This window comes from Herbaspirillum seropedicae, from assembly GCF_001040945.1.
GTDB classification, from domain to species: Bacteria; Pseudomonadota; Gammaproteobacteria; order Burkholderiales; family Burkholderiaceae_D; genus Herbaspirillum; species Herbaspirillum seropedicae.
On record NZ_CP011930.1, the window covers coordinates 4173616 to 4198577 of the forward strand.

The window sequence follows — 24962 nt, forward strand, 5'->3', positions numbered from 1 at the left end:
AAGGGACCATGATCATGCCGCAACCCATCTACCGCATCCTCTCGGCACTGCTGAGCTATCCGCAGCCCGAGCTGATCGACGCCCTGCCCGAGATCAGCCAGGCGCTGCAAGCCGAACCGGCGCATCAGGCAGCCTTGCAGGACTTGCTGGAACACCTGCGCCAGACGCCGCTGCTGCACCTGCAGGAAAGCTATGTCGATACCTTCGACCGCAGCCACGCCCTGTCGCTGCACCTGTTCGAACACATCCACGGCGAGAGCCGCGACCGTGGGCAGGCCATGGTGGACCTGCTGGAAGAATACCGCCGTCATGGCTTCGAACCGGTCAGCGCGGAGTTGTCCGACTACGTGCCGCTGTTCCTGGAATTCCTGAGCCTGCTGGAGCCAGACACCGCCAGCGCCCTGCTGGGCGAAGCCATCCATGTGCTGGCTGCGCTGGGCCAGCGCCTGCAACAGCGCGACAGCCTCTACGCCAGCGCCCTGCTGCTGCTGACCCGCTTCACCGATATCGCGCCGCGCCAGCAGGATGAACCACCGGTGCGCGACATGGACGAGGCCATGGAAGTCTTCGGCCCCGGCGCCGATGGCGTGGAGCCGCTGCTGCGGCCGGCCATGGCGAACATGAACATGAGCGGCGTGCAGCCGCTGCATTTCCATCCCAGGCCCGCGGAGGTCCGCGCCGGCCAGACCTCGGGGAGACTCTCATGAACTTCACCACCTACCTGCATCAATTCCTCTACGGCATCTACCCCTACATCGCCCTGACGGTGTTCTTGCTGGGCAGCCTGGTGCGCTTCGAGCGCGAGCAGTACACCTGGAAGAGCGATTCTTCCCAGCTGCTGCATGCGGGCCGTCTGCGGCTGGGCAATATCCTCTTCCACGTCGGCGTGCTCGGACTGTTCTTCGGTCACCTGGTGGGCCTGCTCACGCCGGTGATGGTGTGGGACGCGCTGGGCGTGACGCACAGCTTCAAGCAACTGGTGGCCATGGCCGCTGGCGGCCTGTTCGGTTCGCTCTGCCTGGCGGGCTTGCTGATCCTGATCCACCGCCGCCTCACCGACGCCCGCATCGCCGCCGTCACCCGCCCCGGTGACAAGCTGCTCTTGCTATGGCTGCTGGTGACGCTGGCCCTGGGCCTGTCCACCATCGCCGAATCGGCGCAGCACCGCGATGGCCACATGATGGTGCTGCTGATGACCTGGGCGCAGCACATCGTCACCTTCCGAGGTGATGCGGCCAGCTTCATCGTCGGGGCGCCGCTGCTGTTCAAGCTGCACCTCTTCATGGGGCTCACGCTGTTCGTGATCTTCCCCTTCACCCGGCTGGTGCATGTGTGGAGCGGCTTTGCCACGCTGGGCTACCTCGGTCGCGCCTGGCAACTGGTGCGTCCGCGCTGAGGCATCATGGCCGCCTCCACGCATCCGCCTGCCGTGCTGCAAGACCGCTTCGGCCGCCGCATCAGCTACCTGCGGATATCGGTGACGGACCGTTGCGACCTTCGTTGCAGCTATTGCCTGCCCAAGGGGCATACCGGCTTCGAGGAACCGCAGAACTGGCTGCGCTTCGATGAGATCAGTCGCGTCGTCGCCGCCTTCGCCCGGCTGGGCGCCGGGCGGGTGCGGCTGACCGGCGGCGAACCGCTGCTGCGACGCGGCCTAGCGACGCTGGCCGCGCAACTGTCGGCCTTGCCGGGTGTGGATGAGCTGTCGCTGTCCACCAACGCCACCCAATTGCACAAGCATGCCGCCAGCCTGCGCGCGGCGGGCGTGCAGCGCATCAACGTCAGTCTGGACAGCCTGGACCGCGCCTGCAGCGCAAGCATCACCGGACGCGACAGCCTGGCCAGCGTGATGAGCGGCTTAGAAGCGGCCAAGGCCGCCGGCTTTGCGCCCATCAAGATCAACATGGTGCTGCTGCGCGGCGTCAACGAGCAGGAAGTCCCGCAGATGGCGCAGTTCTGCTTCGAGCATGGATTCATCCTGCGCCTGATCGAAACCATGCCCATGGGCGCGACCGGACGCAGCAGTCCGGCGCTGGAACTGGGTCCGCTGCGCGAGGCCCTGGTGGCGCGCTTCGGCCTGCGTCCGCTGGCCGCCGAGCTGGGCGGCGGGCCGGCGCGTTACTGGAGCACGCCCGATGGGCGCAGCACGATAGGCTTCATCTCACCCATCAGCCAGCACTTCTGCGCCACCTGCAACCGCGTGCGCCTGTCCGTGGATGGCACGCTCTACCTCTGCCTGGGGCAGGAAGAGCGATTCGAACTGCGTCCCCTGCTGCGCGCCGGGATCGACGATGCCGGCCTGGAGAGCGCCATCCGCGCAGCGATCGAACTGAAGCCGGAACGCCATGAATTCAACGAGGCGCCACAGAAGATCGTGCGTTTCATGTCACAGACGGGTGGCTAGCCGGACTGCCTGTTGCAGTTTCCCAGGCTTTCTGCTGCTTTTTTAAGAAACATTGACTTGGCTTCCATACATGCTGGCAACGATGGGCATAGACTGCCTGTCGTTCCCGCCCCGAGTACCCTCATGGACCCTGCCGCCGCTCCCTTCGCGCCCTTGCCCCCGCACAAGCGCCTGACCTTCCGCATCCTGCTGATGACCCTCATCGGCCTGGGCCTGACCATGACGGCCATCGGCTATACCCTGCTGCTGTCCTGGCAATTGGAAGGCGGCGGCACCGTCATCAATGAAGCGGGCAGCCTGCGCATGCGCTCCTACCAGCTGGGACTGGCGCTGGAAATGCACCAGCGGGACAGTGCGGTGCTGCCGGAGATCGAACGTTTCGACCAGATCCTGCGTAGCCTGCATACCGGCCAAGGCGACCAGAGCGGCCAGGGTGGCCAGCCCAGCTTCGTGCCGCCGCGTGGTCCCATCCACGAACAGTTGCTGCGCGTGCAAGATGGCTGGACGCATCGCATGCAGGTCCACGCACGCGCTGCGCTTGAGACCGCTGATCCGGTGCTGCGCCGCCAGGCCATCACGCTGTACCTGCAGGAATTGCCCGACTTCGTGGATGACATCAACCTGCTGGTCGCCCTGGTGGAAGCCGACCTGGCCGGCAAGACCACCTGGCTGCGCCTGTGCCAGACCGCACTGATCTTCCTGGCGCTGGCGGCCAGCATTGCCGTGCTCTACCTGCTCTACCTCTGGATCGTCGGGCCGGTGCGGCGCATGCAGGCCGGCATTGCGCGCATGTCCATGAACGACCTCGACGTGCGCCTGCCCATCGAGTCGGCCGATGAATTCGGCCAGCTCGCGTGCGCCTTCAACCAGATGGCCGACCATGTGCGCAGCGTGCATCGCACCCTGGAACAGCGCGTAGCCGAGAAGACCGCGCAGCTGCAGGAACAGAACGACGAAGTCAGCACCCTCTACGAAGTCACCGGCTTCCTCTCCGGCGCGCACGCCATCGAGGCGCTGTGCGGCGGCTTCCTGCAACGCATCATGGCGCGCCTGCAGGCCGATGGCGGCACGGTACGCATCCTCGACGAACGCGGTCATCTCCACCTGACCGTGCATGAGGGGGTATCCGAGGCCATCATCGAAGCCGAGCGCTGCCTCAAGGTCGATGACTGCCTGTGCGGCTCGGCCACGCAGCAAGGCGTGATCATCGTGCGTGACTTCCACGAACTGGGTGAGCGCCGCCGCTACCGCTGCAAGGAAGAAGGGGCGCGCTCCATCGGCATCTTCCAGATCCTGGTGCGCGAACAGGTCATCGGCAGCTTCTCGCTGCACTTCTCGCACCCCCGCGAGATCAGCGCCGATGAACGTCGCCTGCTGGAAACCCTGGGCCGGCACCTGGGCTCGGCCATCGAGAACCAGCGCCTGATCGCCCGCGAAAAGGAATTCGCCATCGCCAACGAACGCAACCTGCTGGCGCAGGGCTTGCACGACAGCATCGCCCAGGGCCTCAACTTCCTCAACCTGCAGGTGCAGATGCTGGAGGATTCACTGGCGCGCGACCGCCTCGACGAGATCCGCGACATCGCGCCCCTGCTGCGCACCGGCGTGCAAGAGAATTACGAAGACGTGCGCGAGCTGCTGCTGAACTTCCGCACCCGCCTGCAAGACAGCAATCTCGACTCCGAGATGCGCAAGGCGCTCGACAAGCTGCAACGCCAGAGCGGATTGCAGGGCCAGATCACGCTCACCGGCGACGGCCCGCCGCTGGCGCCGGAACAGCAGTTGCAGGTGCTGTTCATCCTGCAGGAAGCCTTGTCCAACATCCGCAAGCATGCGCGTGCGCAACAGGTGCAGATCAGCGTGGACAACCGCCAGGACTTCCGCATGACCGTGTCCGACGACGGCCACGGCTTCACGCTCGAATCGGCCCGCGCCAAGGGGCTGGAACACGTAGGCCTGCGCATCATGCAGGAGCGCGCCGAACGGCTGGGGGCGAACCTGGAGATCGACAGCCAGCCCGGCCACGGCACCCGCATCGCCCTGACGCTGCTGCGCCAGGAACGGCTGGTGGCCTAGCCGGCAATCTCACGCACAGACAGGAAAGAAGATGGCAATCCGTATTCTGCTGGTCGATGACCACACCCTCTTTCGCAGCGGCATCCGCCTGCTGCTGCAACGGCACCCCGACATCGACGTGGTGGGCGAGGCCGTCGATGGGCTGGACGGCGTCAAGCGCGCCCTGCAGCTGCGTCCCGACGTGGTGCTGATGGACCTGAACATGCCCGGCCTGTCGGGCCTGGAAGCCATGCAGCTGATCGTGCAGGACCTGCCCGAGACCGCCGTGCTGATGCTGTCGGTCTCGGAAGAAGCCGACGACCTCACCACGGCCCTGCACAATGGCGCGCGCGGCTACCTGCTCAAGAACATCGAGGCCGACTACCTGGTGCAATCCATCAAGCGCGCCGCCGCGGGCGAACCGGTGATCTCCGAATCCATGACCGCCAAGCTGGTCATGCAACTGCGGGCTGGGGCCGGCAACCCCGCCGCCAGCGCCGCCGAGCCCACCGACAAGCTCACCGCACGCGAACGCGCGACCATGGTCTGCATAGCGCGCGGCCAGAGCAACAAGGAAATCGCGCGCAGCCTGGAAGTGGCCGAAAGCACCGTCAAGATCCATGTGCAGAACCTGCTCAGGAAGCTGCAGCTCTCCAGCCGGGTGCAGATAGCGGTGTATGCTGTGGAACACGGCCTGGACAAATCGTCCTGACCGGCGTACCGTACCGCTCCGCCCGGGCCTGCCCCGGGCACCGTCCAGGACAGAAAGCCCATGCAAAAGATCACCTTCCCCCTGCAAGACCACCCTTATGTGGAACTGAACCAGCTGCTCAAGCTCTGCGGCCTGTGTGACAGCGGCGGCGCCGGCAAGCAGCTGGTGGCCGAGGGGCATGTGCGGGTCGACGGCAAGCCCGAAAGCCGCAAGACCTGCAAGATCACCGCTGGCCAGAAGGTCAGCCTGGGTGACGTGCAGATCACGGTCGTGGCGCAATGAGCCTCCAGCCGCAGGCCGAGGAGCTGCTCAGCTTCTGGTTCGGCCCCGACTGGGACCGCCTGCCGGCGCACCAGGTGGCCGAACGCCAGAAAGCCCTGTGGTGGAGCAAGAACCCCGAGACCGACGCCCTGTGCCGCACGCGCTTCGAGCCGCTGGTGCAGGACGCCGCCGCCAACCGGCTCAGCGACTGGGCCGATACGCCGCGTTCACTGCTGGCCCTGGTGCTGCTGCTGGACCAGTTGCCGCGCAACATCTACCGCGACACCCCGCAAGCCTTCGCCTTCGACGAACTGGCGCGCCAGTGCACCCATCTGGCCCTGGCCATGGGCGTGGAGCAGGAACTGCCGGCCATCGCCCGCGTCTTCCTCTACCTGCCGCTGGAGCATTCCGAAGACATCGACGACCAGCACTACGTGGTGCAGCTCATGGGCGCGCTGGCCAAGGCGGCCCAGGGCGAGGACAAGCCGGCCTTCGATGGCTATGCCGACTATGCCCGCCGACACCTGGCCGTCATCGAGCGCTTTGGCCGCTTCCCGCACCGCAACCGCATCCTGGGGCGCGCCTCCAGCGCCGAGGAAAGCGCATTCCTGAAGCAGCCCGGCTCCTCGTTCTGAACTTTTCGATAGTGGACCACTGAAAGCGCCTCCTGCTGGAGGCGCTTTGCGCTTTTGCCTACACTCGCGGCTTTCCATGGAGGAATGCCGCATGCGCGCGCCAGCCCTAGTCTCCGGTTTTTCCCTGATCGAAGTGCTGGTGGCCATGCTGGTGGTGGGGACCGGGGCACTGGCCATGGTCATGCTGCAACTGCATGCCCTGCGCAGCAGCCACGACAGCGCCCTGCACGCCCGCGCTACCCTCATGGCGCTGGAACTGGCCGAATTGCGCGCCGCCCTGGCACCGGCCCCGGGCATGGCCGATCCCACCCTGTTTGCATTCGACGGTGGTCGCGCTCCAGGCTCGCACATCGCCTGCAGCAACACCCCATGCAGCGCCGCCGACTTCGCCAGCGCAGCCATCGCCGACTGGAGCGCACGCCTGGTGCGCGGGTTTCCCGGCGCGCGGGTGGCGGTCTGCCGTGATGGCGGCCAGACGCCGCAACAAAGCTGGTCCTGTGACCACACCCCCGCTGCGCCGGTGATCTTCAGGCTCTCCTGGCGGCGACCGGGGACAGCCAGCGCAGCCGCGCTGCCGATGCTGACCCTGGCGCTGGGCCACTGATGCGCGCGCCATCGTCTCCACGCAGGCAGGCCGGCCTCACCCTGGTCGAACTGATGGTGGCGCTGGCCGTGGGGCTGCTGGTGGTGCTGGCCGCCGGCGTGCTGCTGCAACAGGCGCGCGAGAGCTACGAAGACATCGACGACGCCAGCCGCGTCAACGAGACCGGCCGCCTGGTGCTGGATCACCTGCAGCAAGCGCTGCGCCAGGCCGGCCACCTGCCCTGGGAAGACCTGCGCCAGCCACCGGCGCTAGCCGCCGGCCTGCGCGGAGTGGACGACAGCCGCCAGGCCGAACTCCATGATCCGGCAACCGGCCAGTTCGGCGGCAGCACCGGTGATGGCCTGCATCACAGCGACCTGCTGATGCTGGGCCTGTTCGGCGCAGCGCCTGCCAGCCGCGCTCAGGTCGGCAACTGCAGCGGTGCGCCCGCGCCCACCGGCCCTCTGGAAGAGTCGGCGCGTCACTGGATGATCTACTACATCGCCGCCGGTTCCAGCGGCGAACCCGAACTGCGTTGCCGCTACCAGGGCCGCCATGGCGTGTGGACTTCCGACGCCATCGCCCGAGGCGTGGAAGCCATGCAGTTGCGCTACGCCATCGACAGCGATAGCGACGGCGCGCCCGATCAATGGCGCGATGCCTCCGACATGTCAGCGGCGCAGTGGTCCCAGGTGGTGCTGGTGCAGATCGCGCTGCTGGTGCGCGGCGAGCGGCAACGGCCCCGCGACGTCGTCAGTCCACGCCGCTACGAACTGCTGGCCGCGCCCCCGCCGACCCCGCCCGGCTGGACCGTGGACGCCGCCCCCGGCGAGGACAGGCGGCGCGCCGTCTTCCGCGCCACGGTCTTGCTGCGCAACCTGCGCTCGCCTGGAGCAGGCCCATGAAGCACACGCGCCAGCGCGGCGCCACCCTGATGATTGCACTCACCCTGTTGAGCCTGATCCTGTTGCTGGGCGCAGCGGCGACCTCGCTGCTGTTGCTCTCCGAGCAGGCTGCCCGCAATCACGCCGAACACGCCCAGGCCCATCTGGCCGCCCAGGCCGCGCTGGACGATGCCTGCCTCGACCTGCGCCAGGGGCGTGCGCCCAGCAAGGATGCCGCCGCACCGCAGGCAGGCTGCCGCCACGACCCGGCAGGCGCTGGCTGGTGCCTGGGACGCGCGCACCGCAGCACCTGGCAAAGCGCGCAGTTGCATGGCGCGCAGGCCATCTCGGCGCAGTACGGGCAGTTCACCGGACGCCGCTTCCCCGCTCTGCCGGGTATAAGCCCACCGCGCTACCTGATCGAGCAGTTGACCGACGGCGCTGCCGCCACCGGCGCTGACGACACGACCACCGCGCTGTACCGCCTCAACGCCATCGGCTATGGCCGTGATGGCGCGCAGGTGGCGCTGCAGGCGCTGGTGCGGCATCCCGACCCGCACGCAGCGCCTGCCAGTTGCCGCACCCTGGCCTGGCGCCCGCTTTTCCTTCCCGACATGGAGTGAGCATGACACCCTTCCCGCCCCCTTTCCTCTTGATCCGCCGGCTTCACCGCCAGCCAGGCTTCACCCTGACCGAACTGATGGCCGCCCTGCTGGTGGTGATGGTGCTGGCCGGACTGAGCTGGAGCAGCTACCAGCACGCCGTCCTGAAAGCGCGCCGCGCCGAAGGCCGCGCCGCCCTGCTGCAAGTGCTGCTGCAACAGGAGCGCCAGTTCGCCTACCAGCAGCGCTACCAGGCCTTCGAGCCCGCCCAGGGCGTGCCGGGCGAGAGCGACGACTTCAAATGGTATTCCGGCGGCACGCCCCAGACCAGCGCCTACGCCCTCTCGGCGCGCGCCTGCGACGGCGCCTCGCTGGACAGCTGCGTGCTGGTGACGGCCACCCCGGGCGGCCCCGGCGTCCATGCCGGTTTCAGCGACAGCGCCTGCGGCCGGCTCCACGCCGACAGTCGCGGCGGCCGCAGCGCCGATGGACCGGACTGCTGGTGAGCGCATGGACGCGCGCGGCTTCACGCTCATCGAGCTGATGGTGGTGCTGCTCATCGTCAGCCTGCTGCTGGCCGCAGGCGTGCCGGCGCTACAGCAGGCCGCGGCCGAACAGCGGCTGGTCGCCGCCGCCAACCAGTTCTTCCACGGCGTGAGCCTGGCGCGTGCGCAGGCGCTGCGCCACGCCCGCCGCGCCGAGATGCGCCCCAGCGACGGCCTGCATTGGGAGCGCGGATGGCAGATCGAGGTCGGCCAGCGCGTGCTGCGGCGCGAGCCGGCGCTGCCCGCCGGCATCAGCGTGGCCCATACCGCCGGCGGCGAAGTGCTGGGCTACCAGCCCAATGGCCAACCGCTCACCCGCGGCAGCTGGCACTTCAGCAGCGACGGGCGCAGTCGCGTGGTGGTGATCAATTTCCTGGGCCGCGCGCGGGTCTGCAATCCCGCCAGGGAGACCCAGTGCAGCAAGGCCGAGCTTGACTGAGCCGGTCTTGCCGCCCGGCCAAAGGCGTGTATATTGGCGGGCATCGCCCGGGCCTGCCTGGGCAGCTTTCTCTATCGCCCATGACTTCCATCACCGAACCGCTCTACCAATTCGAGATCGAGAACGACCAGCAGGCCATGGCGCTGGCCCTGATCCAGGCCGGCTTCGGCATGCTCGACACCACGCCCAATCCGCGTGTGGGCTGCGTCATCGTCAAGGACCAGCGCATCATCGGCGCCGGCTTCACCCAGCCGCCCGGCGGCAACCACGCCGAGATCCAGGCCATGGCCGACGCCGCCGCGCGTGGCCACGACGTGCGCGGCGCGACCGTCTACGTCACCCTGGAACCCTGCAGCCACTTCGGCCGCACCCCACCCTGCGCCGACGCCCTCATCCGTGCCGGCGTAGCGCGGGTGGTCGCGGCCATCGCCGACCCCAACCCCATGGTGGCCGGACAGGGCCTGGCGCGCCTGCAGGCCGCCGGCATCGAGGTCAGCTGCGGCCTGCTGGAAGAAGAAGCGCGCGACATCAATATCGGCTTCCTGCACCGCATGCGCACCGGCCGCCCCTGGGTACGCATGAAGAGCGCCGCCAGCCTGGACGGCAAGACCGCCTTGCACAATGGCGTGAGCCAGTGGATCACCGGCCAGGCCGCCCGTGACGACGGCCACATCTGGCGCGCCCGCGCCTGCGCCATCATGGCCGGCATCGGCACCATCCAGAAGGACGACGCGCAACTGACCGTACGCGCCATCGAGACCCCGCGCCAGCCGCGCCGCATCGTCATCGACAGCAAGCTCATCGTTTCACCCGAGGCGCGGGTGATCCAGGGCGGCAACACCTGGGTCTTCACCGCCACTGACGACCGCGACAAGCGCGCCGCCCTCGAAGCCGAGGGCGCCGAGGTGATCCTGCTGGCCAATGAGCAGGGCAAGGTCGACCTGCCCGGCCTGATGCGCGAACTAGGCCAGCGCCAGATCAATGAATTGCACGTGGAAGCCGGCGCCCGGCTCAATGGCGCATTGCTGCGCGAAGGCTGCGTGGATGAACTGCTGGTCTACCTGGCGCCGTCCCTGATCGGCGACGGCCGCAACATGTTCGAGCTGCCGCCGCTGGAAGACCTGTCGGGCAAGATCGGCATCCGTTTCCATGAGGTCAAGCAGGTCGGGGCGGATTTGCGTATCCTTGCTCGTTTCGAATGATCGCGTTTGGATTTCTCTTTTTTAGATTTTCGTCTCAGGACTGAACCATGTTTACAGGAATCGTCGCCGCCATCGGCACCATCACTTCCGTCACCCCTCTGGCCGCCGGCCCGGACGCTGGCGTGCGCCTGACCATTGACGCCGGCAGCCTGCCCATGGCCGATGTGGGACTGGGCGATTCGATCGCCCTGAACGGCGCCTGCATGACCGTGGTCGAGAAGACCGCCAACGGTTTCACCGTCGATGTCTCGCGTGAAAGCCTGCGCCTGACCGCCGGCCTGGACGCCCCCGGAGAAGTCAACCTGGAAAAAGCCCTGACCCTGGCCGAGCGCCTGGGCGGCCACCTCGTTTCCGGCCACGTCGATGGCCTGGGCCAGGTGCATTCCTTCGAGCCGGTGGGCGAATCGCGCGAACTCATCGTCGATGCGCCCAAGGCGCTAGGCAAGTACCTCGCCTACAAGGGATCGATCGTGGTCAATGGGGTGTCGCTGACGGTCAACCGCGTGGAAGACCTGGCTGAAGCCTGCCGCTTCTCCATCAACCTGATTCCGCATACGGTGGAAGTGACCACGTTCAAGCATCTGAAGGCGGGTAGCAAGGTCAATCTGGAGATCGATCTGATTGCGCGGTATGTGGAGCGCATGCTGTCGTCCTCGCAGGCTTCCTGATCCCTCGTCCTTGCGCAGGCCTTGCCCTAGCGCCGGCCTGCGCTGTTCATTTCCGCAATCACCGCCCTGCACACGGAACTGTCCGCATCGGCCAGCGGGAACAGCACCGTGTAATGATGCGTATCAGGCACCACATGATGCGCCACCACCTGCGGCCAGCAATTGGCCATCACCGCCGCCTGCAGGTGGAATTGCAAGGTCTCCAGTTCACCGATGATGGTGTGCACGCGGGTCTGCGCCGGACCCGTCTGCAACACTGGCGAGAGCGCATCGGCGCGCACCTGATCCAGCGTCAGCGCCTTGTTGAGCGACGTCGGGATCAAGGGCGCCAGATCGAATACACCACTGATGGCGAACACCGCCTGTACCGGCATCCTCCCCGGCTGCGCGGCGACAAAGGCCGCCAGATGACCGCCCGCCGAATGCCCCATCAGCGAGATGCGATCCACATCGATGCCGAGACGCTCGGCCTGCTGCGCAATGGTGGAAAGACAGGCCTGCACCTCCTTCACCATATCCTCGATGCGCGCCTGCGGCGCCAGCGAATAATTGATCACTGCCACGCTGATGCCCGCCTTGACGTAAGGCGCAGCAATGAAGCCGATATCGCGCTTGTCGCCCCCTTGCCAATAGCCGCCGTGGATGAACACCAGCAAGGGCCGCTGCGCGCCCTCTGCACGATAGAAGTCGAAACGCTGCAGCGGCGCGTCACCATAGGAGATGTCGGACTCGGTCAGCAGCGTATCGGCAATGGCGGCGGTGGCCTGCTGCCACTGCTGCAGCACCTGGGGAAAATCCGGGAAGGCCGCCTTGAGGTTGTAACCCGCCTCGCACTCGGCGACGGGACAAAGGACGCGACGGGTGTCCGTACTGATGCTGATGCCGGAATGAAGCATTCAATTTTCCTTAAGGCTGATTGCCACAGCATTAACCACGAGTTAATGGCTCATTGTTCATTGTTCATTGCCCGGAGAAGCCAGGTGCTAGACGCTCAGATACTGATCCCACAATTCCGTCTGCACCGACAGCTGCGCCGAATCGCCCTGCCAGACCACCTTGCCCTTTTCGAGAATGGTGTGCTGGTCGGCAAAGCCGATCAGGCGCTTGATGTACTTGTCGATGACGATGATGGTCAGGCCGTATTCGCGCAGGGCTTTCAGGCAGGACCAGATTTCCTCGCGCACCAGCGGCGCCAGGCCTTCGGTGGCTTCGTCGAGGATCAACAGATGCGGATTGGTCATCAGCGCGCGGCCGATGGCCAGCATCTGCTGCTCGCCGCCGGAGAGCTGCCCGCCGCCATTGTGGCGGCGCTCCTTCAGGCGCGGGAACTGTTGATAAATCTTTTCCAGTGTCCACGGATTGTCGCGGCCATTGCGGCGCGCCGCGAAGGCGGAAAGATTTTCTTCCACGCTCAGGTTCTTGAAGATCTGCCGTCCTTCCGGCACGATGGCCATGCCGCGGCGGGCAATGGCGTCAGCACTGGCGCTGTGGATGGCTTCACCACGGAAGCGCACCACGCCGCCGGTCGGGCGATTCAATCCGAGGATGGTGCGCAGCGTGGTGGTCTTGCCCATGCCATTGCGGCCCAGCAGGGTTACCACTTCGCCTTCCCTGACCTGCATGTCGATCCCGAACAGCACCTGGCTCGCACCATAGCCGCCGGTCAGGCCTTCCACTTCCAGCAAAGCACTCATTGCGTTTCCTCCTCGCCCAGGTAGGCCAGCTTGACCTCGGCATTGGCGCGGATCTCGTCCACGCTGCCGGTGGCCAGCACCGCCCCCTGTACCAGCACCGTCATGCGGTCGGCGAGGGCGAAGACGGCCTCCATGTCATGTTCCACCAGCACCACCGTCAGCTCCTCCTTGAGGGACTGGATCAGCGCGATCATGTCGCCGGACTCCTCATGCCCCATGCCGGCCATCGGCTCATCCATGAGCAGCACACGCGGACTACAGGCGATGGCCAGCCCCACGTCCAGGCGACGGCGGGCGCCGTGCGAGAGCTGTGAGGACAATTGATGCACCACCTTCTCCAGGCCCACCCGACGCGCCACCGTCATCGCCGCCTCGCGTGCAGCGCGATCACCGGCGCTGGCGTGGAAGAAACCATAGCTGCGATGCTGGCCGCGCTGCACGGCGACCTGGAGATTCTCCAGCACGCTCAGTTCATCGAAGACACTGGTGATCTGGAACGAACGCACCAGTCCTGCCGCGACCCGGGCCTGCTCGGCATGGCCATGCATGGGCTGGCCGAACAGGTGGATCTCGCCCGCATCGGCCGCCAGCGCCCCCGAGAGCAGCGACAGCAAGGTCGTCTTGCCCGCCCCGTTGGGGCCGATGATGGCGTGCACCTGGCCGGCAGCAATCTCCAGATCCACATCGCGCGTGGCGGCGAGGCCACCGTAGTTCTTCTTGAGGCCCTTGACCACGAGCGCCAGGGCTGCCGGTTCACGCACCATGCTGCTCTCCCTGCTTGAGTGTCTTGCCGATGCTGACCAGTGAACTGACGCCACGCGGCGCCACCATCACCACCAGCAAGAGGATCAGGCCGACATAGATCTGCCAGTATTCGAAATGGGTGGACAGCACCTCTTCCAGCAACAGGAAGGCCGCTGCCCCCAACAGGCCGCCGTAGAAATAGCCGACCCCGCCCAGCGCCACCATCACCAGCAGGATGCCGGACTGTGACCAGTGCAGCAGCTTGGGACTGGCGAAGAGATTGCTCATGCCGATGAGACTGCCGGCGATGCCCGCGATGACGGCGGCAATCACGAAGGCCGCCAGCTTGTAGCGCAGCGCCGGATAGCCAATGGCCTGGGCGCGCCGTTCGTTCTGCCGGATCGCATTCAAGGCCAGCCCGAAGCGCGAGGCCAGCAGCCGCTGCAGCAAGATAAAGCTGGCCGCCAGCCAGGCCAGCACCACCCAGTAGAAGGCGTTGTCACCGCTCATGTCGAGACCGAAGCCCAGCAGCGGACGCGCCGTCACCTGCAAACCATCGTCACCGCCGTAATACCGGAAGCCCACGAAGAAGTAGTAGAACAATTGCGCCAGCGCCATGGTGATCATGATGAAATACACCGCCCGCGTGCGCAGTGCAATCACGCCGATGACCAGCCCCACCAGGGCCGTCACCAGCGCGGCGAGCAGCCAGATCAACCAGGCGCTGGTCACGCCATGGAAACTGGCGATGGCCGTGACGTAGGCGCCCAGACCGAAGAACACCGCATGGCCGAAGCTGACCATGCCGCCGTAGCCAAGGATGAAATTGAGGCTGGCCGCCACCATCGCAAAAATCAGGATGCGGGTGAGCACGCCGATGTAGTACTCCATCCCGCTGGCCTGCGCCAGCAAAGGCAACAGCAGCGCCAGGACGAGCAACAGGGGAATGAACAGACGTTGCATGGAACTCCTCAGGTACGGGCAGGGAACAGACCGCTGGGTCGCCAGAACAGCACCGCGATCATCACCAGATAGATCATCATCGAGCCCAGCGCCGGACCGACCGAGGCCGCCGCATCGGCGCTGAGGAACAGCGCGAACAGCTGCGGCAGCAAGCTGCGCCCCAGTGTATCGACCACCCCCACGATGAGCGCGCCGATGGCCGCGCCCGGCACCGAACCGATGCCACCGATGACCACCACCACGAAAGCCAGGATCAGCACATCGTCACCCATGCCGGCCTGCACCGCCACCAGCGGCCCCAGCATGATGCCCGCCAGCGCCGCCAGCAGTAGCCCGAAGCTGAACACCAGCCGGAACAGCAGGCGGATGTTGATGCCCATGGCCGTGACCATCTCCAGGTTGTTGGCGCCGGCGCGCACCCACATGCCGATCCGGGTGCGATTGATGAGGAAGTACAGCGCAATGGCCACCACCACGCCCACCGCCATCACCAGCAGGCGATAGCTGGAATACGGCAGTCCGAACAAATTGACCGGACCGGCAAAGGCCGCCGGCATGTTCAGCGGCAGCGGCTGCGGCCCCCAGATCATGCGCACGCCATCATTGAAGATCAGGATGAAGGCAAAGGTGGCCAGCACCTGCACCATGTGGTCCTTCTGGTAGAGCCGCCGGAACACCACCCACTCCAGCAGGAAACCCAGTGCAGCCGTGGCCGGCAGCGCCACCAGCAGACCCAGCCAGAAGGAACCACTGGCGCCGGCCACCACCGCCGCCACGTAGGCGCCGATCATGAAGAAGCTGCCGTGCGCCAGGTTCACGAAGTTCATCACGCCAAAGATCAGTGTCAATCCTGATGCGATCAGGAACAGCATGACGCCGAACTGCAGACTGTTGAGCACCTGCTCGAAGATCAGATTACCCAAGGTGCACCGTCCTCATGGCATCTTGCATTGGCCGACATAGGCATCGACGTGGTCCGTCAGCACCGTCTGCGTCATGTTGTTGACGTACTTGCCGTCGGCGCCCTTGGTCACTACCCGGGCATACTGGTTCTGGATCGGGAAATGGTTGGCCGCAAACCTGAACCCACCGCGCACCGACTTGAAGTTGGCCGTCTTGATCGCCGCGATCAGGGCTTCGCGGTTCTCGACCTTGCCGCCGACGGCCTTGACGGCGCTATCGATGAGCATGGCCGCGTCATAGGCCTGGGAGGCAAACATCGAGGGCTGACGACCATATTCCTTGAGGTAGGCCGCCACGAAGGCGCGGTTCTGCTCATTGGGCAGGTCACTGGACCACTGGCCGGTATTGGCCACGCCAGCGATGAGGTCGCCGTTGGAGAGCATCTGCTGGTCGGCGTCATAGGCGGGCATCACGCGCACGATCTTGGGGTCCATGCCGGCGGCCGCATATTGCTTCACGAAATTCACCCCCATGCCACCCGGCAGGAAGAAATACAGGGCATCGATATTGGCGGCGCGCAGCTGGGCGATCTCGGTGGCGAAATCGAGCTGACCAAGCTTGGGGAAGAGTTCGACGGCGGGATCTTTCTTCAGGAAGCGCTTGAAGCCAGCCGAAGCATCCTTGCCCGCCGGATAATTGGGGGCGATGATGGCCACGCGCTGGTAGCCCTTGTCGGCCATGAGCTTGCCAGCCGCTTCATGAGCGGCGTCGTTCTGGTAGCTGGCGCTGAAGAAATACGGGTTGCAGCCCGCACCGGCCAGTTGTGCCGGACCGGCGTTGGCGCTGACCACCACGGTCTTGCTGGCGAAAGCGGCAGGCGCCACGGCCAGCAGGATGTTGGAGTAGACGAAGCCGCTCAGGATATCGACCTTCTCGCGCTTGATGAGACGGTCCGCGCCCTGCTTGGCGGCGTCGGGACTGAACTGGTCGTCCACCACGATGACTTCGGCAGGCACGCCGCCGAGCTTGTTACCCAGGGTCTTCAAGGCCAGCATGAAGCCCTCGCGTTCATCCACGCCCGGCGCGCTGGCCGGACCACTCAGCGTGGTCAGGAAGCCCACCTTCACCACATCGGCCGCCTGGGCGGGCAGGCTTGCGCCCACCGCCATCGCCATCATTACCGCACCTGCCACTTTGCTCAGTCGATTCATGCCTGGATTCCCCTCTAGGTTCTATGGTTTGAATTCGGTGTGAAGCTGCAATGCCGTGAAGCTGGCGCGCATGGTCGCGCATGACACCGGAGCATCACGCGCAACGACCCGGAAACTATTTCCGCAGGTCTGCCCTGGAAACGAAGGCATCGGCAAAGAACGCCGTCTCCGACAACCCGCAGGCGGCCGTGAAATCGCGCCGCGCTGACTCTACCACGACCGGCGCGCCACAGGCATAGACCTGATATTGCTGCATCGCAGGCACATCCTGCATCACGGCCCGGTGGACCAGGCCGGTGCGACCGCTCCAGCCACTGGTCGCATCGGCCTCCGAGAGCACCGGCACGTAGTCGAACCACGGCAGGCTCGCCGCCCAGTCACGGCACAGGGCATCGAGATACAGATCGGCTGCACGGCGACCGCCCCAGTACAAGCGCATCGCACGGGTGCTGCCGCTGGCGATGGCTTCTTCCACCAGCGCCTTGACCGGAGCAAATCCTGTGCCACTGGCCAGCAGGATCAGCGGCTGCGTGCCCTCGCGCATGAAGAAGCTGCCGGCGGGTCCTTCGAGCGAGAACTGCTGACCCGGCTGCATACCGTTGAAGAGGCGGTCCGTGAACAGTCCGCCGGGCAGGTGGCGCACGTGCAGCTCCAGCAGATCACTGCCGTCCTTGGCATAGGTCGCCATGGAATAGCTGCGGCGCTGGCCATCTTCCAGCAGCAGGTCGATGTACTGGCCGGCGCGATACGACAGCGGAGCAGCACAACGCAGACGCAGGATGGCCACATCCGGGGCGGCGCGGGTGAGGCTTTCCAGGGTGGCCTGTACTTGCTGCGCTGCTGGTGCGGGGCTCGCGACGGTGAGCACATCGCCCCCACCGCCCTCCCCGCCCACCCCGATCTCGACCCGGCCCGCGACCACGCGCACCGGGAAGCTGCGCACCGCCTCCGTCACCGGCGCACAGCGCGGTGCGCCGCTACGGATGTCGAACAGGCCCTGGTGCAGCGGACACTCGACGCAGCCATCTTCCACATAGCCATCGGAAAGCTTGGCATTGCCATGGGTACACAAGTCCTTGAGCGCAAAGATTTCCTCGCCCAGGCGAAACACCGCCACCGCCTGGCCGCCCGCTCGGGCTGCCGCCACCTCGCCCTCGGCGAAATCATCGGCATGGCCGACATCGAACCACTCGCTCATGGCCGCCTCAGATCGGGGTGGCCAAGAGGGTCGCCACGCGCAACGTGTCGTAGATCACGCGGCGACGGGCATAGCGCCAGCCGGCCTCGGTCTTGACCACGCGGTCTTCATAGCGTCCCGCCTGATAGACGAAGGACTCGCCGTTCTGCAGCGTCTGCACCACCACATAGCTGGAGTGCGCATCGACCGAACCATCGGCGTTCTGCGTGAACACCAGGCCGGAGCTCATGTGGCGATAGGTATGCGCCTCGTAGATGTTGGCGTGGCGCAGCGAGAGCACGCGGTCGTGCAGCATCTTCTTGCTGTCGCAATAGATGATGCCGATCGGCAGGCCCTCATCGGCGTTCTCGCGCGGCACGATCTCGTACAGGCAATCGTCGGTGAAGAATTCCGGCCATTGCTCCAGCCGGTCATTGTCGAGCGCATGCACGTAGCGTTCCTGCAATTGGTGCAGCTCGAACCACAAGCTCATCTGTTCCGTGTTTTGCATCTGCTTTGCCTCGCTCATGCCTTCTCGATGGACGGGAAGCCCATCAGTTTCTGGTAGCCCATCCAGAACTTGCGGATCAGGCTTTCGGTGATCAATGTGTCTTCCTGGTCGGGGTTGTCGCGCGCCATGTCGATCACCGAGCATTGATCGGGATCGCGGGCCGTGCCACGCTGCACCAGTTCGGTGGCCTCGGTGTCTTCCATCGAGATGTAGCCGGCCGGCCCCACCAGGTTGGCCTGCTTGATGCGCAGCGCGCGCAGTTCGGGGGTATCGTCTTCGTAACCGAAGAAGTGGAAGACCAGCTCGAAGTTGCTGGGCCCCTTGGGCAGCAACTGGCGCGCCACGAGCGTGTTGTGGATCTGCTGCACCACCAGCTGCGGGAAGATGGGCTGGATGTGGTTGGTGGTCAGCTCCTCGAATTCCTTGATCTGGCCCAGCACCGACGGGTCCTGCAGCGAGAAACCCTCGTCGAAGGAACGGATCTCCTGCTGCTTGTAGGCATCGGCCGTCTCCACTTCATTCTTGGTAGCGGTGATGATGCTGTGCAGGCCGTGATGCTTGTCGGCCAGCGAGCGCGCCTTCATGCCCACGCGGAAGATGTTGAAGGTGGTGTGGAACAGGTGCAGCAGGCTGGCGTGATACGGGTCCTTGACGTTTTCCAGGTAGAGCTTCCAGTTCGACTTGGAATACTGGCGCGTGCAGCCGAGGTAGACGATGGGCTTGTGGAAGATGCGGTCGATCCACGGACGCATCTCGGCGCCGATGTAGTCGGGCAGCGCTTCCACGGTCTCGCTGAAGGTGGCGAAGACCAGGCCCTTGTAGCTGTCCACGCGCAACTGGCGCAGGCCGTGGCATTTCGGATCGAAGTCCTTGGCCATGCCGGTAGCGCCCTTCTGGCCCCGGCGGAACGGCACGCCCAGCAGGTTGCCGCGCGAATCGAAACTCCATTGATGGTAAGCACAGCTGTGCGAGCTGGCATTGCCGCGCGGGGTGCGGCAGACCATTGCGCCCCGGTGCGAACACTTGTTGACCCAGGCCGCCAGGGCGCCATCCTCGGTGCGGGTGACCACGACCGGGGTATCGCCCACGAAGGTGCTCTTGTAATCGCCATTGTTGGGAATCTCGGCTTCCAGCGCCAGGAAGCTCCAGGTTTCGCCCCGGTAGATGCGCTCCTGTTCCAGGTCATAGACCTCCCTGGAGCTGAATACCTTGTACGGGGTGCGCGCCCCGTCGGTGCGGGGGAATTGCACCAGCGGTGCATAGCCTTGCTGTTCAAGCGGAGTGGATGTATTCATGCTGCGGTCCTCATCGTTGGATGCCAGGTGGGGCCTGGACGATGAGCCATCTTAGGCAGACCGCCCGAGGACGGATATCCGCCATTTGCATACTTGCCGACCAGTCTTGTCCGTTTTTTGCACAGCCGCTTCGTTATACCCAAAAGGTATGCAGCATGCCCAAATCGGTCTTGGACACCAGCACCGCTTTGTTTCTATCATTCCTCCCAGGTCAGACATTGTCAGCTTTCGCCATCCCTTTTCCACGGACTGCATCTTGAATCCCACCCTCCCCGCCACCTCCATCGAAACCGTCGAGGTCCTGCTGCTGGACGTTCCCACCATCCGCCCGCATCGTCTGTCGATGACCACCATGCATCGCCAGACCCTGGTGCTGGTGCGCATCACCGGCAACGATGGCGTGGCCGGCTGGGGCGAGGCCACCACCATCGGCGGCCTGGCCTATGGCGAAGAAAGCCCGGAAAGCATCAAGGTCAACATTGACACCTACATCACGCCCTTGCTGCTGGGTGCGGATGCCAACCAGGTCGCCGCCCGCATGCACCACATCGATGAACACGTGCAAGGCAACCGCTTCGCCAAGTGCGCTATCGAGACTGCGCTCTCGGATGCGCTGGCGCGCCGCCTGGGCGTGCCCTTGTCCACGCTCTTCGGTGGGCGCGTGCGCGACAGCCTGCCCATCGCCTGGACCCTGGCCAGCGGCGACACCGCCCGCGATATCGATGAAGCCGAGAAGATGCTGGCCCAGCGCCGTCACAATCTCTTCAAGCTCAAGATCGGCGCGCGCACGGTGCAGCAGGATTGCGCCCACGTGGCCGCCATCAAGCGCGCCCTGGGCGAGCGTGGCAGCGTGCGCGTGGATGTGAACCAGGCCTGGACCGAGACCGAGGCCATGCTGGGCATGCAATGGCTGGCCGACGCCGGTGTGGACCTGGTGGAACAGCCCATCGCCGCCAGCAACCACGACGGCCTGCGCCGCCTGCGCCAGAAGAACCGCATCGCCATCATGGCCGATGAAAGCCTGCACGGCCCGCAAGACGCCTACCAGCTCGCGCGCGCGGGCGCCGCCGATGTCTTCGCCGTGAAGATCAACCAGTCCGGCGGACTGGCCGGTGCGCAGCAGGTGGCCGCCATCGCCAGCGCCGCCCAGGTCGAGCTGTATGGCGGCACCATGCTCGAAGGCGCCATCGGCACCATGGCGTCGGCCCAGCTGTTCGCCACCTTTGGCACGCTGGCCTGGGGCAGCGAACTGTTCGGCCCGCTGCTGCTGACCGAAGAAATCCTGGCCACGCCGCTGCGTTATCGTGACTTCGCCCTGGAACTGCCGACCGGTCCCGGCCTGGGCATTACCCTGGATGAGGATCGCGTCAACGCCCTGCGCCGCGACCGCAAGACCCCGCTGGTCTCGCTGGTCTGAAGGCGCAAGCCCGAGACCGGACGGACCGCCCCACCCCACACATATCCAACCAGAGACAGGAGAGACAAAGTGGACAAGAAAGCCATCGACGCCGTACTGCAAAAAATCGAAAGCACCGAACTCGCGGAGGGCAACCAGCGTGTCAAGACCGTCGTCAACCGCCTCGTGCGCGACATGTTTTATACGATTGAAGAACTGGATGTGCAGCCGGAAGAATTTTGGGCTGCCGTGGATTATCTGACTTCGGCCGGCAAGTCCGGCGAGTTCGGCCTGATCGCCGCCGGCCTGGGTTTCGAGCATTTCCTCGACCTGCGCATGGATGAAGCCGAAGCGCGCCGTGGCGTGCAGGGCGGCACCCCGCGCACCATCGAAGGACCGCTGTACGTCTCGGGCGCACCCGAGCAGAAGGGCTTTGCGCGCATGGACAAGGACCCCCAACCGGGCGACACCCTCTTCATGCAAGGCCAGGTCTTCGACGAGCACGGCAAGCCGCTGGCCAATGCGCTGGTGGAAGTCTGGCACGCCAACCACCTGGGCCGTTATTCCTTCTTCGATCCGGACCAGAGCCCGTTCAACCTGCGCTGCTCCATCCGTACCGACGAGCAAGGCCGCTATCGCTTCCGCAGCCGCGTGCCGGTCGGCTACAGCGTGCCGCCAGGTGGCGCGACCGATCGCCTGCTGACCAAGCTGGGCCGTCATGGCAGCCGTCCTGCGCACATCCACTTCTTCGTCACCGTGCCGGGCTATCGCAAGCTGACCACGCAGATCAATATTGCGGGCGATCCGTACCTGTGGGATGACTTCGCCTTCGCCACCCGCGAGGGCCTGGTGCCGGAACTGAAGCACGTCACCGACCCAGCCGAGATCCGCAAGCATGAAGTCGATGCGCCCTTCTATGCCATCGAGTTCAACTTCAACTTGCTGCCGGAACAGGCTGACCTGCCCAAGGCCGATATCAATCGGCCGCGGCTGGCGGCTTGAGACGGTCGGGCAGCGATCGGACCTTGATCTGATCTCATGCTGATCAGCAGGACTCCCGTTCGGACTGAGTAGGCCCACAGGGCCGGATCGAAGACGCGCATGCCTGTACCCTCCGCAACACCTTCGGAGCGCCTTCGATACGCGGCTGCGCCGCTACTCAGTCCGAACGGGAGGAGGTGAGGCAAGACTGAGCAAGAGCCTGCGGACCCAATGTACGCTACTCCCGCCTATCGAATCTTCCTGACTCCCGTTCGGACTGAGTAGGCCCGCAGGGCCGTATCGAAGACGCACATGCCTGCACCCCCGCAACACCTTCGGAGCGCCTTCGATACGCGGCTGCGCCGCTACTCAGTCCGAACGGGAGGAGGTGAGGCAAGACTGAGCAAGAGCCTGCGGACCCAATGTACGCTACTCCGGCCTATCGAATCTCGACTCCCGTTCGGACTGAGTAGGCCCGCAGGGCCGTATCGAAGACGCACATGCCTGCACCCCCGCAACACCTTCGGAGCACCTTCGATACGCGGCTGCGCCGCTACTCAGTCCGAACGGGAGGAGGTGAGGCAAGACTGAGCAAAGGCCCGCGGTCCAAAGACCAGCGAGTACGCCATATCGATCAGGTATATTCCTGCGCATGCAAGCGCGCAATCGTCGCGGCCGTGGTGCGCAGTCTTTCCAGCAGCAACGACCGGTCATTGGCGCGGAAATTCATGATCACCGGCGAATGCACGCCCTTGTTGGACAACGGCCGGTACACCACATCCGAACGATGCAAACCCTGCACCGAACGCGGCACCAGGGTCACGCCCACACCGGCTGCCACGAGACCAATGGCGGTCTGCATCTCGTTGGCTTCCTTGACGATGGACGGACGCAATGCACGACTGGAAAAGATGTCCAGCACCTGGTCCGCATAGCTGGGACGCGGTCGCGCCGGGTAGAGGATGAAACGTTGCGCCGCCAGTTGCGCCAGCGTCACCTTGTTGCGCGCCAGCAGCGGATGCCCCAGCGGAAACACCGCCACCAGCGGCTCTTCCACGATGGTCTCGCAGACGATGTCGGGATCGCTGATGGGCAAGCGCCCGAAGCCCACGTCGATGCGTCCGGACTTGAGCGCCTCGACCTGTTCCATGGTCACGATTTCCGAAAAACCGATCTCGATCTCCGGCATCTCGGTGCGGAAACGCTTGATCATCTCCGGCAACAGACCATACAGGGCCGAAGGCACGAAGCCGATGTTGAACCAGTGCTGCCGCCCACGGGCGATCACGCGCGTGCCCTCCTCGATCTGTTCCAGCCGGGACAATACCTGCAAGGTCTGTTCATAGAAGAACTTGCCCGCCATGGTCAACGCAATCGGGCGCGAGGCGCGGTCGATCAGTTCTACCCCCAGCATCTCCTCGAGCTGGCGGATCTGCCGGCTCAGGGGTGGCTGGGCGATGTGCAGCAACTCGGCTGCGCGGCTGAAGCTGAGCGTGCTGGCGACGGCATTGAAATACTTGAGATGACGCAGTTCCACTATACCTCCGAGGCATACCATGATGCAGATTTGATATTGTACGTTCTTGCGCCAAGGGCATAGAATCCAAGGCCAGCGGGCCAGAGAGCCACGCGTCCAGAGCAACGAGGCCCGCGTCCACGGCAGCAGGGTCCGTCCAGAAGACCGTAGAGGAGACCGACATGCATCAACCCGCCCACGCAGGCGTCCTTTGGCCTGCCCATCCCCGACGACGCCCGCACCCGGGCACGAAACTTGCAACTTCCTGACAGTGAACGCCGTCGCCGCTGACTGAGGGAAAGCAGGCAGCGCGCACTGCGTTTGCACAGTCCATGAAGGTGCAGGGCATCGCGGCGCATGCGTCGCATGCCGGCAGCAGCACCCCTACCCGGTATCACCGCCCCTCCGCCGCCCGCACTGTGCGGACGGGCAGCGTTAAGAGGTTAACATGCTCAACACTGTCCACGCGCTCAGTCTGGAGCCCCTGTATCGTCGCCGCGTCTTCCAGTCCAGCCGCAAGGTCGACTGTCACGCCCAGGTCGCCAATGAACTGTCCGAACATGACCTGTTCTGGAAGGGTGACGATGTCGATACGGTACTGTTCAAGGCTGCCATCCAGCAGTTGCAGATCTTCATGCTCAAGTATGGCGCCGAGGTGATCGTGCGCCCGCGCCTGTTCAATGGTTTCGCGCTGGTCCACATGACGCTCTCGGGCAGTGCCGAGATCGAATCGGATGGCCGCAAAGTGTGCATCCCGCAAGGCCACACCGCGCTGATCGCACCAAAACGGAATCTGCGGCTGTGGTGGCAAGCCGGTTCCGAACAATTGATCCTGAAGGTGCCGCTGGCGCTGTTCGAGGAATTGCGCGCGGCCGGCCAGAGCGCTCCGCTGGAGCTGCCGTCGGTATTGCTGTTGCCGCCGCAGGCCGCACCCTACTGGGACTTGCTGATCCAGTCGCTGCTGCGCGTGCTGGCCCTGCCGGAGCAAGGGCAAGGCCAAGGCCAGGGCGAATGGGTGCGCCACTTCGAACGCAGCGCCGTACAGTTCCTGCTGTCGCAATTGACCAGCACGGTCGAGCCTGTGACCAGTCCGAGCGGCGCACAGCGCGGCGCCAGCCAATGCGCCGACAGTCTGGTGGGCGCGGGCAAGCTGCAACGCCTGGACATGCTGGAGCGCTACATCCGCAGCCGCCTGTGCGCACCGCTGGCGCTGGCCGACCTGGCTGGTGCGGCCGGCGTGAGCGTACGCACGCTCAATGCGCTGTGCCACCAGCAATACGGCGTGGCGCCGATGGACCTGCTGCGCAACATCCGCCTGGATGCCGTGCGCGAACGCCTGCTCACGCATCCCGGCGCCAACGTCACCGACACCGCCTTCGAGTTCGGCTTCGGGCATCTGGGCCGCTTCTCGGCCTACTATCGCGAGCGCTTCGGGGAATTGCCCAAGCAGACCCGCGGCATGCTGCGCTAAGGCCCGCTGGCTGGCCTTGACAGTCCCGTCGGATCGTCGCGACGGGCACAGCGCATATACTTATGAGAAATTATTGCTTGGCGCTGGCTCCATGCTCGCGCTAGCTTCTC

27 protein-coding genes are annotated in these 24962 nt (G+C 65.2%); 17 read left to right on the forward strand and 10 right to left on the reverse strand.

Annotated elements, in window-relative coordinates:
- The first annotated feature begins 14 nt into the window (after positions 1–14).
- The 14 genes from narJ to ACP92_RS18190 all read left to right on the forward strand — a co-directional run bounded on the left by narJ (position 15) and on the right by ACP92_RS18190 (position 10990).
- The gene (narJ, locus tag ACP92_RS18125; protein ID WP_013235583.1) at positions 15–707 is read left to right on the forward strand and encodes a nitrate reductase molybdenum cofactor assembly chaperone; all 693 of its coding nucleotides are present in this window, start codon (positions 15–17) and stop codon (positions 705–707) included.
- Positions 704–1396 carry a respiratory nitrate reductase subunit gamma gene (narI, locus tag ACP92_RS18130; RefSeq protein WP_013235584.1) on the forward strand — a complete coding sequence of 231 codons (693 nt, stop codon included), beginning with the start codon at positions 704–706 and terminating at the stop codon, positions 1394–1396. The genes narJ and narI overlap by 4 nt, the downstream gene beginning before the upstream one ends.
- A gap of 6 nt (positions 1397–1402) precedes the next feature.
- A complete protein-coding gene (moaA, locus tag ACP92_RS18135; protein ID WP_013235585.1) occupies positions 1403–2404 on the forward strand; it encodes a GTP 3',8-cyclase MoaA in 1002 nt (333 codons plus the stop codon).
- 123 nt (positions 2405–2527) lie between these two features.
- On the forward strand, positions 2528–4480 hold the full coding sequence (locus tag ACP92_RS18140) for a HAMP domain-containing protein (protein ID WP_013235586.1): 1953 nt from the start codon (positions 2528–2530) through the stop codon (positions 4478–4480).
- Between the two features lie 31 nt (positions 4481–4511).
- Positions 4512–5171 carry a response regulator gene (locus tag ACP92_RS18145; RefSeq protein ID WP_013235587.1) on the forward strand — a complete coding sequence of 220 codons (660 nt, stop codon included), beginning with the start codon at positions 4512–4514 and terminating at the stop codon, positions 5169–5171.
- 60 nt (positions 5172–5231) lie between these two features.
- Positions 5232–5453 (forward strand): RNA-binding S4 domain-containing protein, encoded by a 222-nt coding sequence (locus tag ACP92_RS18150; protein WP_013235588.1) that lies wholly within the window; start codon positions 5232–5234, stop codon positions 5451–5453.
- Entirely contained in the window at positions 5450–6067 is a 618-nt protein-coding gene (locus ACP92_RS18155; protein WP_013235589.1) for a DUF924 family protein, read from the forward strand. The genes ACP92_RS18150 and ACP92_RS18155 overlap by 4 nt, the downstream gene beginning before the upstream one ends.
- Before the next feature lie 91 nt (positions 6068–6158).
- Positions 6159–6671 (forward strand): type IV pilus modification protein PilV, encoded by a 513-nt coding sequence (pilV, locus tag ACP92_RS18160; protein ID WP_013235590.1) that lies wholly within the window; start codon positions 6159–6161, stop codon positions 6669–6671.
- The gene (locus tag ACP92_RS18165) at positions 6671–7555 is read left to right on the forward strand and encodes a PilW family protein (RefSeq protein ID WP_013235591.1); all 885 of its coding nucleotides are present in this window, start codon (positions 6671–6673) and stop codon (positions 7553–7555) included. The genes pilV and ACP92_RS18165 overlap by 1 nt, the downstream gene beginning before the upstream one ends.
- Entirely contained in the window at positions 7552–8157 is a 606-nt protein-coding gene (locus ACP92_RS18170) for a pilus assembly protein (protein WP_041311155.1), read from the forward strand. Before ACP92_RS18165 ends, ACP92_RS18170 begins: the two co-directional genes overlap by 4 nt.
- 2 nt (positions 8158–8159) lie before the next feature.
- Complete coding sequence (locus ACP92_RS18175; protein ID WP_013235593.1) at positions 8160–8642, forward strand: type IV pilin protein; 483 nt, start codon at positions 8160–8162, stop codon at positions 8640–8642.
- Positions 8623–9120, forward strand: a complete 498-nt coding sequence (locus ACP92_RS18180; RefSeq protein ID WP_232284868.1) for a GspH/FimT family pseudopilin — start codon at positions 8623–8625, stop codon at positions 9118–9120. The genes ACP92_RS18175 and ACP92_RS18180 overlap by 20 nt, the downstream gene beginning before the upstream one ends.
- 80 nt (positions 9121–9200) lie before the next feature.
- Entirely contained in the window at positions 9201–10322 is a 1122-nt protein-coding gene (ribD, locus tag ACP92_RS18185) for a bifunctional diaminohydroxyphosphoribosylaminopyrimidine deaminase/5-amino-6-(5-phosphoribosylamino)uracil reductase RibD (protein ID WP_048348617.1), read from the forward strand.
- 47 nt (positions 10323–10369) lie between these two features.
- On the forward strand, positions 10370–10990 hold the full coding sequence (locus tag ACP92_RS18190) for a riboflavin synthase (RefSeq protein ID WP_013235596.1): 621 nt from the start codon (positions 10370–10372) through the stop codon (positions 10988–10990).
- A 26-nt stretch (positions 10991–11016) separates the two neighbouring features.
- Here the strand turns inward: ACP92_RS18190 and ACP92_RS18195 are convergent, their stop codons facing one another.
- From ACP92_RS18195 to andAc, 9 genes are all read right to left on the reverse strand, one after another.
- Positions 11017–11886 (reverse strand): alpha/beta hydrolase, encoded by an 870-nt coding sequence (locus tag ACP92_RS18195; RefSeq protein ID WP_013235597.1) that lies wholly within the window; start codon positions 11884–11886, stop codon positions 11017–11019.
- A gap of 87 nt (positions 11887–11973) precedes the next feature.
- Complete coding sequence (locus ACP92_RS18200) at positions 11974–12684, reverse strand: ABC transporter ATP-binding protein (RefSeq protein ID WP_013235598.1); 711 nt, start codon at positions 12682–12684, stop codon at positions 11974–11976.
- Positions 12681–13448, reverse strand: coding sequence for an ABC transporter ATP-binding protein (locus ACP92_RS18205; RefSeq protein WP_013235599.1), 768 nt, complete (start codon positions 13446–13448; stop codon positions 12681–12683). Before ACP92_RS18205 ends, ACP92_RS18200 begins: the two co-directional genes overlap by 4 nt.
- The gene (locus ACP92_RS18210; protein ID WP_013235600.1) at positions 13438–14391 is read right to left on the reverse strand and encodes a branched-chain amino acid ABC transporter permease; all 954 of its coding nucleotides are present in this window, start codon (positions 14389–14391) and stop codon (positions 13438–13440) included. Before ACP92_RS18210 ends, ACP92_RS18205 begins: the two co-directional genes overlap by 11 nt.
- An 8-nt stretch (positions 14392–14399) precedes the next feature.
- Positions 14400–15314, reverse strand: a complete 915-nt coding sequence (locus tag ACP92_RS18215; protein ID WP_013235601.1) for a branched-chain amino acid ABC transporter permease — start codon at positions 15312–15314, stop codon at positions 14400–14402.
- A 12-nt stretch (positions 15315–15326) separates the two neighbouring features.
- Positions 15327–16505 carry an ABC transporter substrate-binding protein gene (locus tag ACP92_RS18220; protein WP_013235602.1) on the reverse strand — a complete coding sequence of 393 codons (1179 nt, stop codon included), beginning with the start codon at positions 16503–16505 and terminating at the stop codon, positions 15327–15329.
- 115 nt (positions 16506–16620) lie between these two features.
- Positions 16621–17703 (reverse strand): anthranilate 1,2-dioxygenase ferredoxin subunit AndAb, encoded by a 1083-nt coding sequence (gene andAb, locus ACP92_RS18225; RefSeq protein WP_013235603.1) that lies wholly within the window; start codon positions 17701–17703, stop codon positions 16621–16623.
- A gap of 7 nt (positions 17704–17710) precedes the next feature.
- Positions 17711–18211: an anthranilate 1,2-dioxygenase small subunit AndAd gene (andAd, locus tag ACP92_RS18230; RefSeq protein ID WP_013235604.1), complete on the reverse strand. Its 501-nt coding sequence runs from the start codon at positions 18209–18211 to the stop codon at positions 17711–17713.
- Positions 18208–19488: an anthranilate 1,2-dioxygenase large subunit AndAc gene (gene andAc, locus ACP92_RS18235; protein ID WP_013235605.1), complete on the reverse strand. Its 1281-nt coding sequence runs from the start codon at positions 19486–19488 to the stop codon at positions 18208–18210. The genes andAd and andAc overlap by 4 nt, the downstream gene beginning before the upstream one ends.
- Before the next feature lie 256 nt (positions 19489–19744).
- Between andAc and ACP92_RS18240 the strand changes: the two genes are divergently transcribed.
- Both ACP92_RS18240 and catA read left to right on the forward strand, forming a co-directional pair.
- A complete protein-coding gene (locus ACP92_RS18240) occupies positions 19745–20905 on the forward strand; it encodes a muconate/chloromuconate family cycloisomerase (RefSeq protein WP_013235606.1) in 1161 nt (386 codons plus the stop codon).
- A 69-nt stretch (positions 20906–20974) separates the two neighbouring features.
- On the forward strand, positions 20975–21886 hold the full coding sequence (gene catA / locus ACP92_RS18245) for a catechol 1,2-dioxygenase (protein ID WP_013235607.1): 912 nt from the start codon (positions 20975–20977) through the stop codon (positions 21884–21886).
- Between the two features lie 613 nt (positions 21887–22499).
- Here catA and ACP92_RS18250 read toward each other — a convergent pair.
- On the reverse strand, positions 22500–23402 hold the full coding sequence (locus ACP92_RS18250; protein WP_013235608.1) for a LysR family transcriptional regulator: 903 nt from the start codon (positions 23400–23402) through the stop codon (positions 22500–22502).
- A gap of 427 nt (positions 23403–23829) precedes the next feature.
- Between ACP92_RS18250 and ACP92_RS18255 the strand changes: the two genes are divergently transcribed.
- Positions 23830–24852: an AraC family transcriptional regulator gene (locus tag ACP92_RS18255; RefSeq protein WP_013235609.1), complete on the forward strand. Its 1023-nt coding sequence runs from the start codon at positions 23830–23832 to the stop codon at positions 24850–24852.
- The last annotated feature ends 110 nt before the right edge of the window (positions 24853–24962 follow it).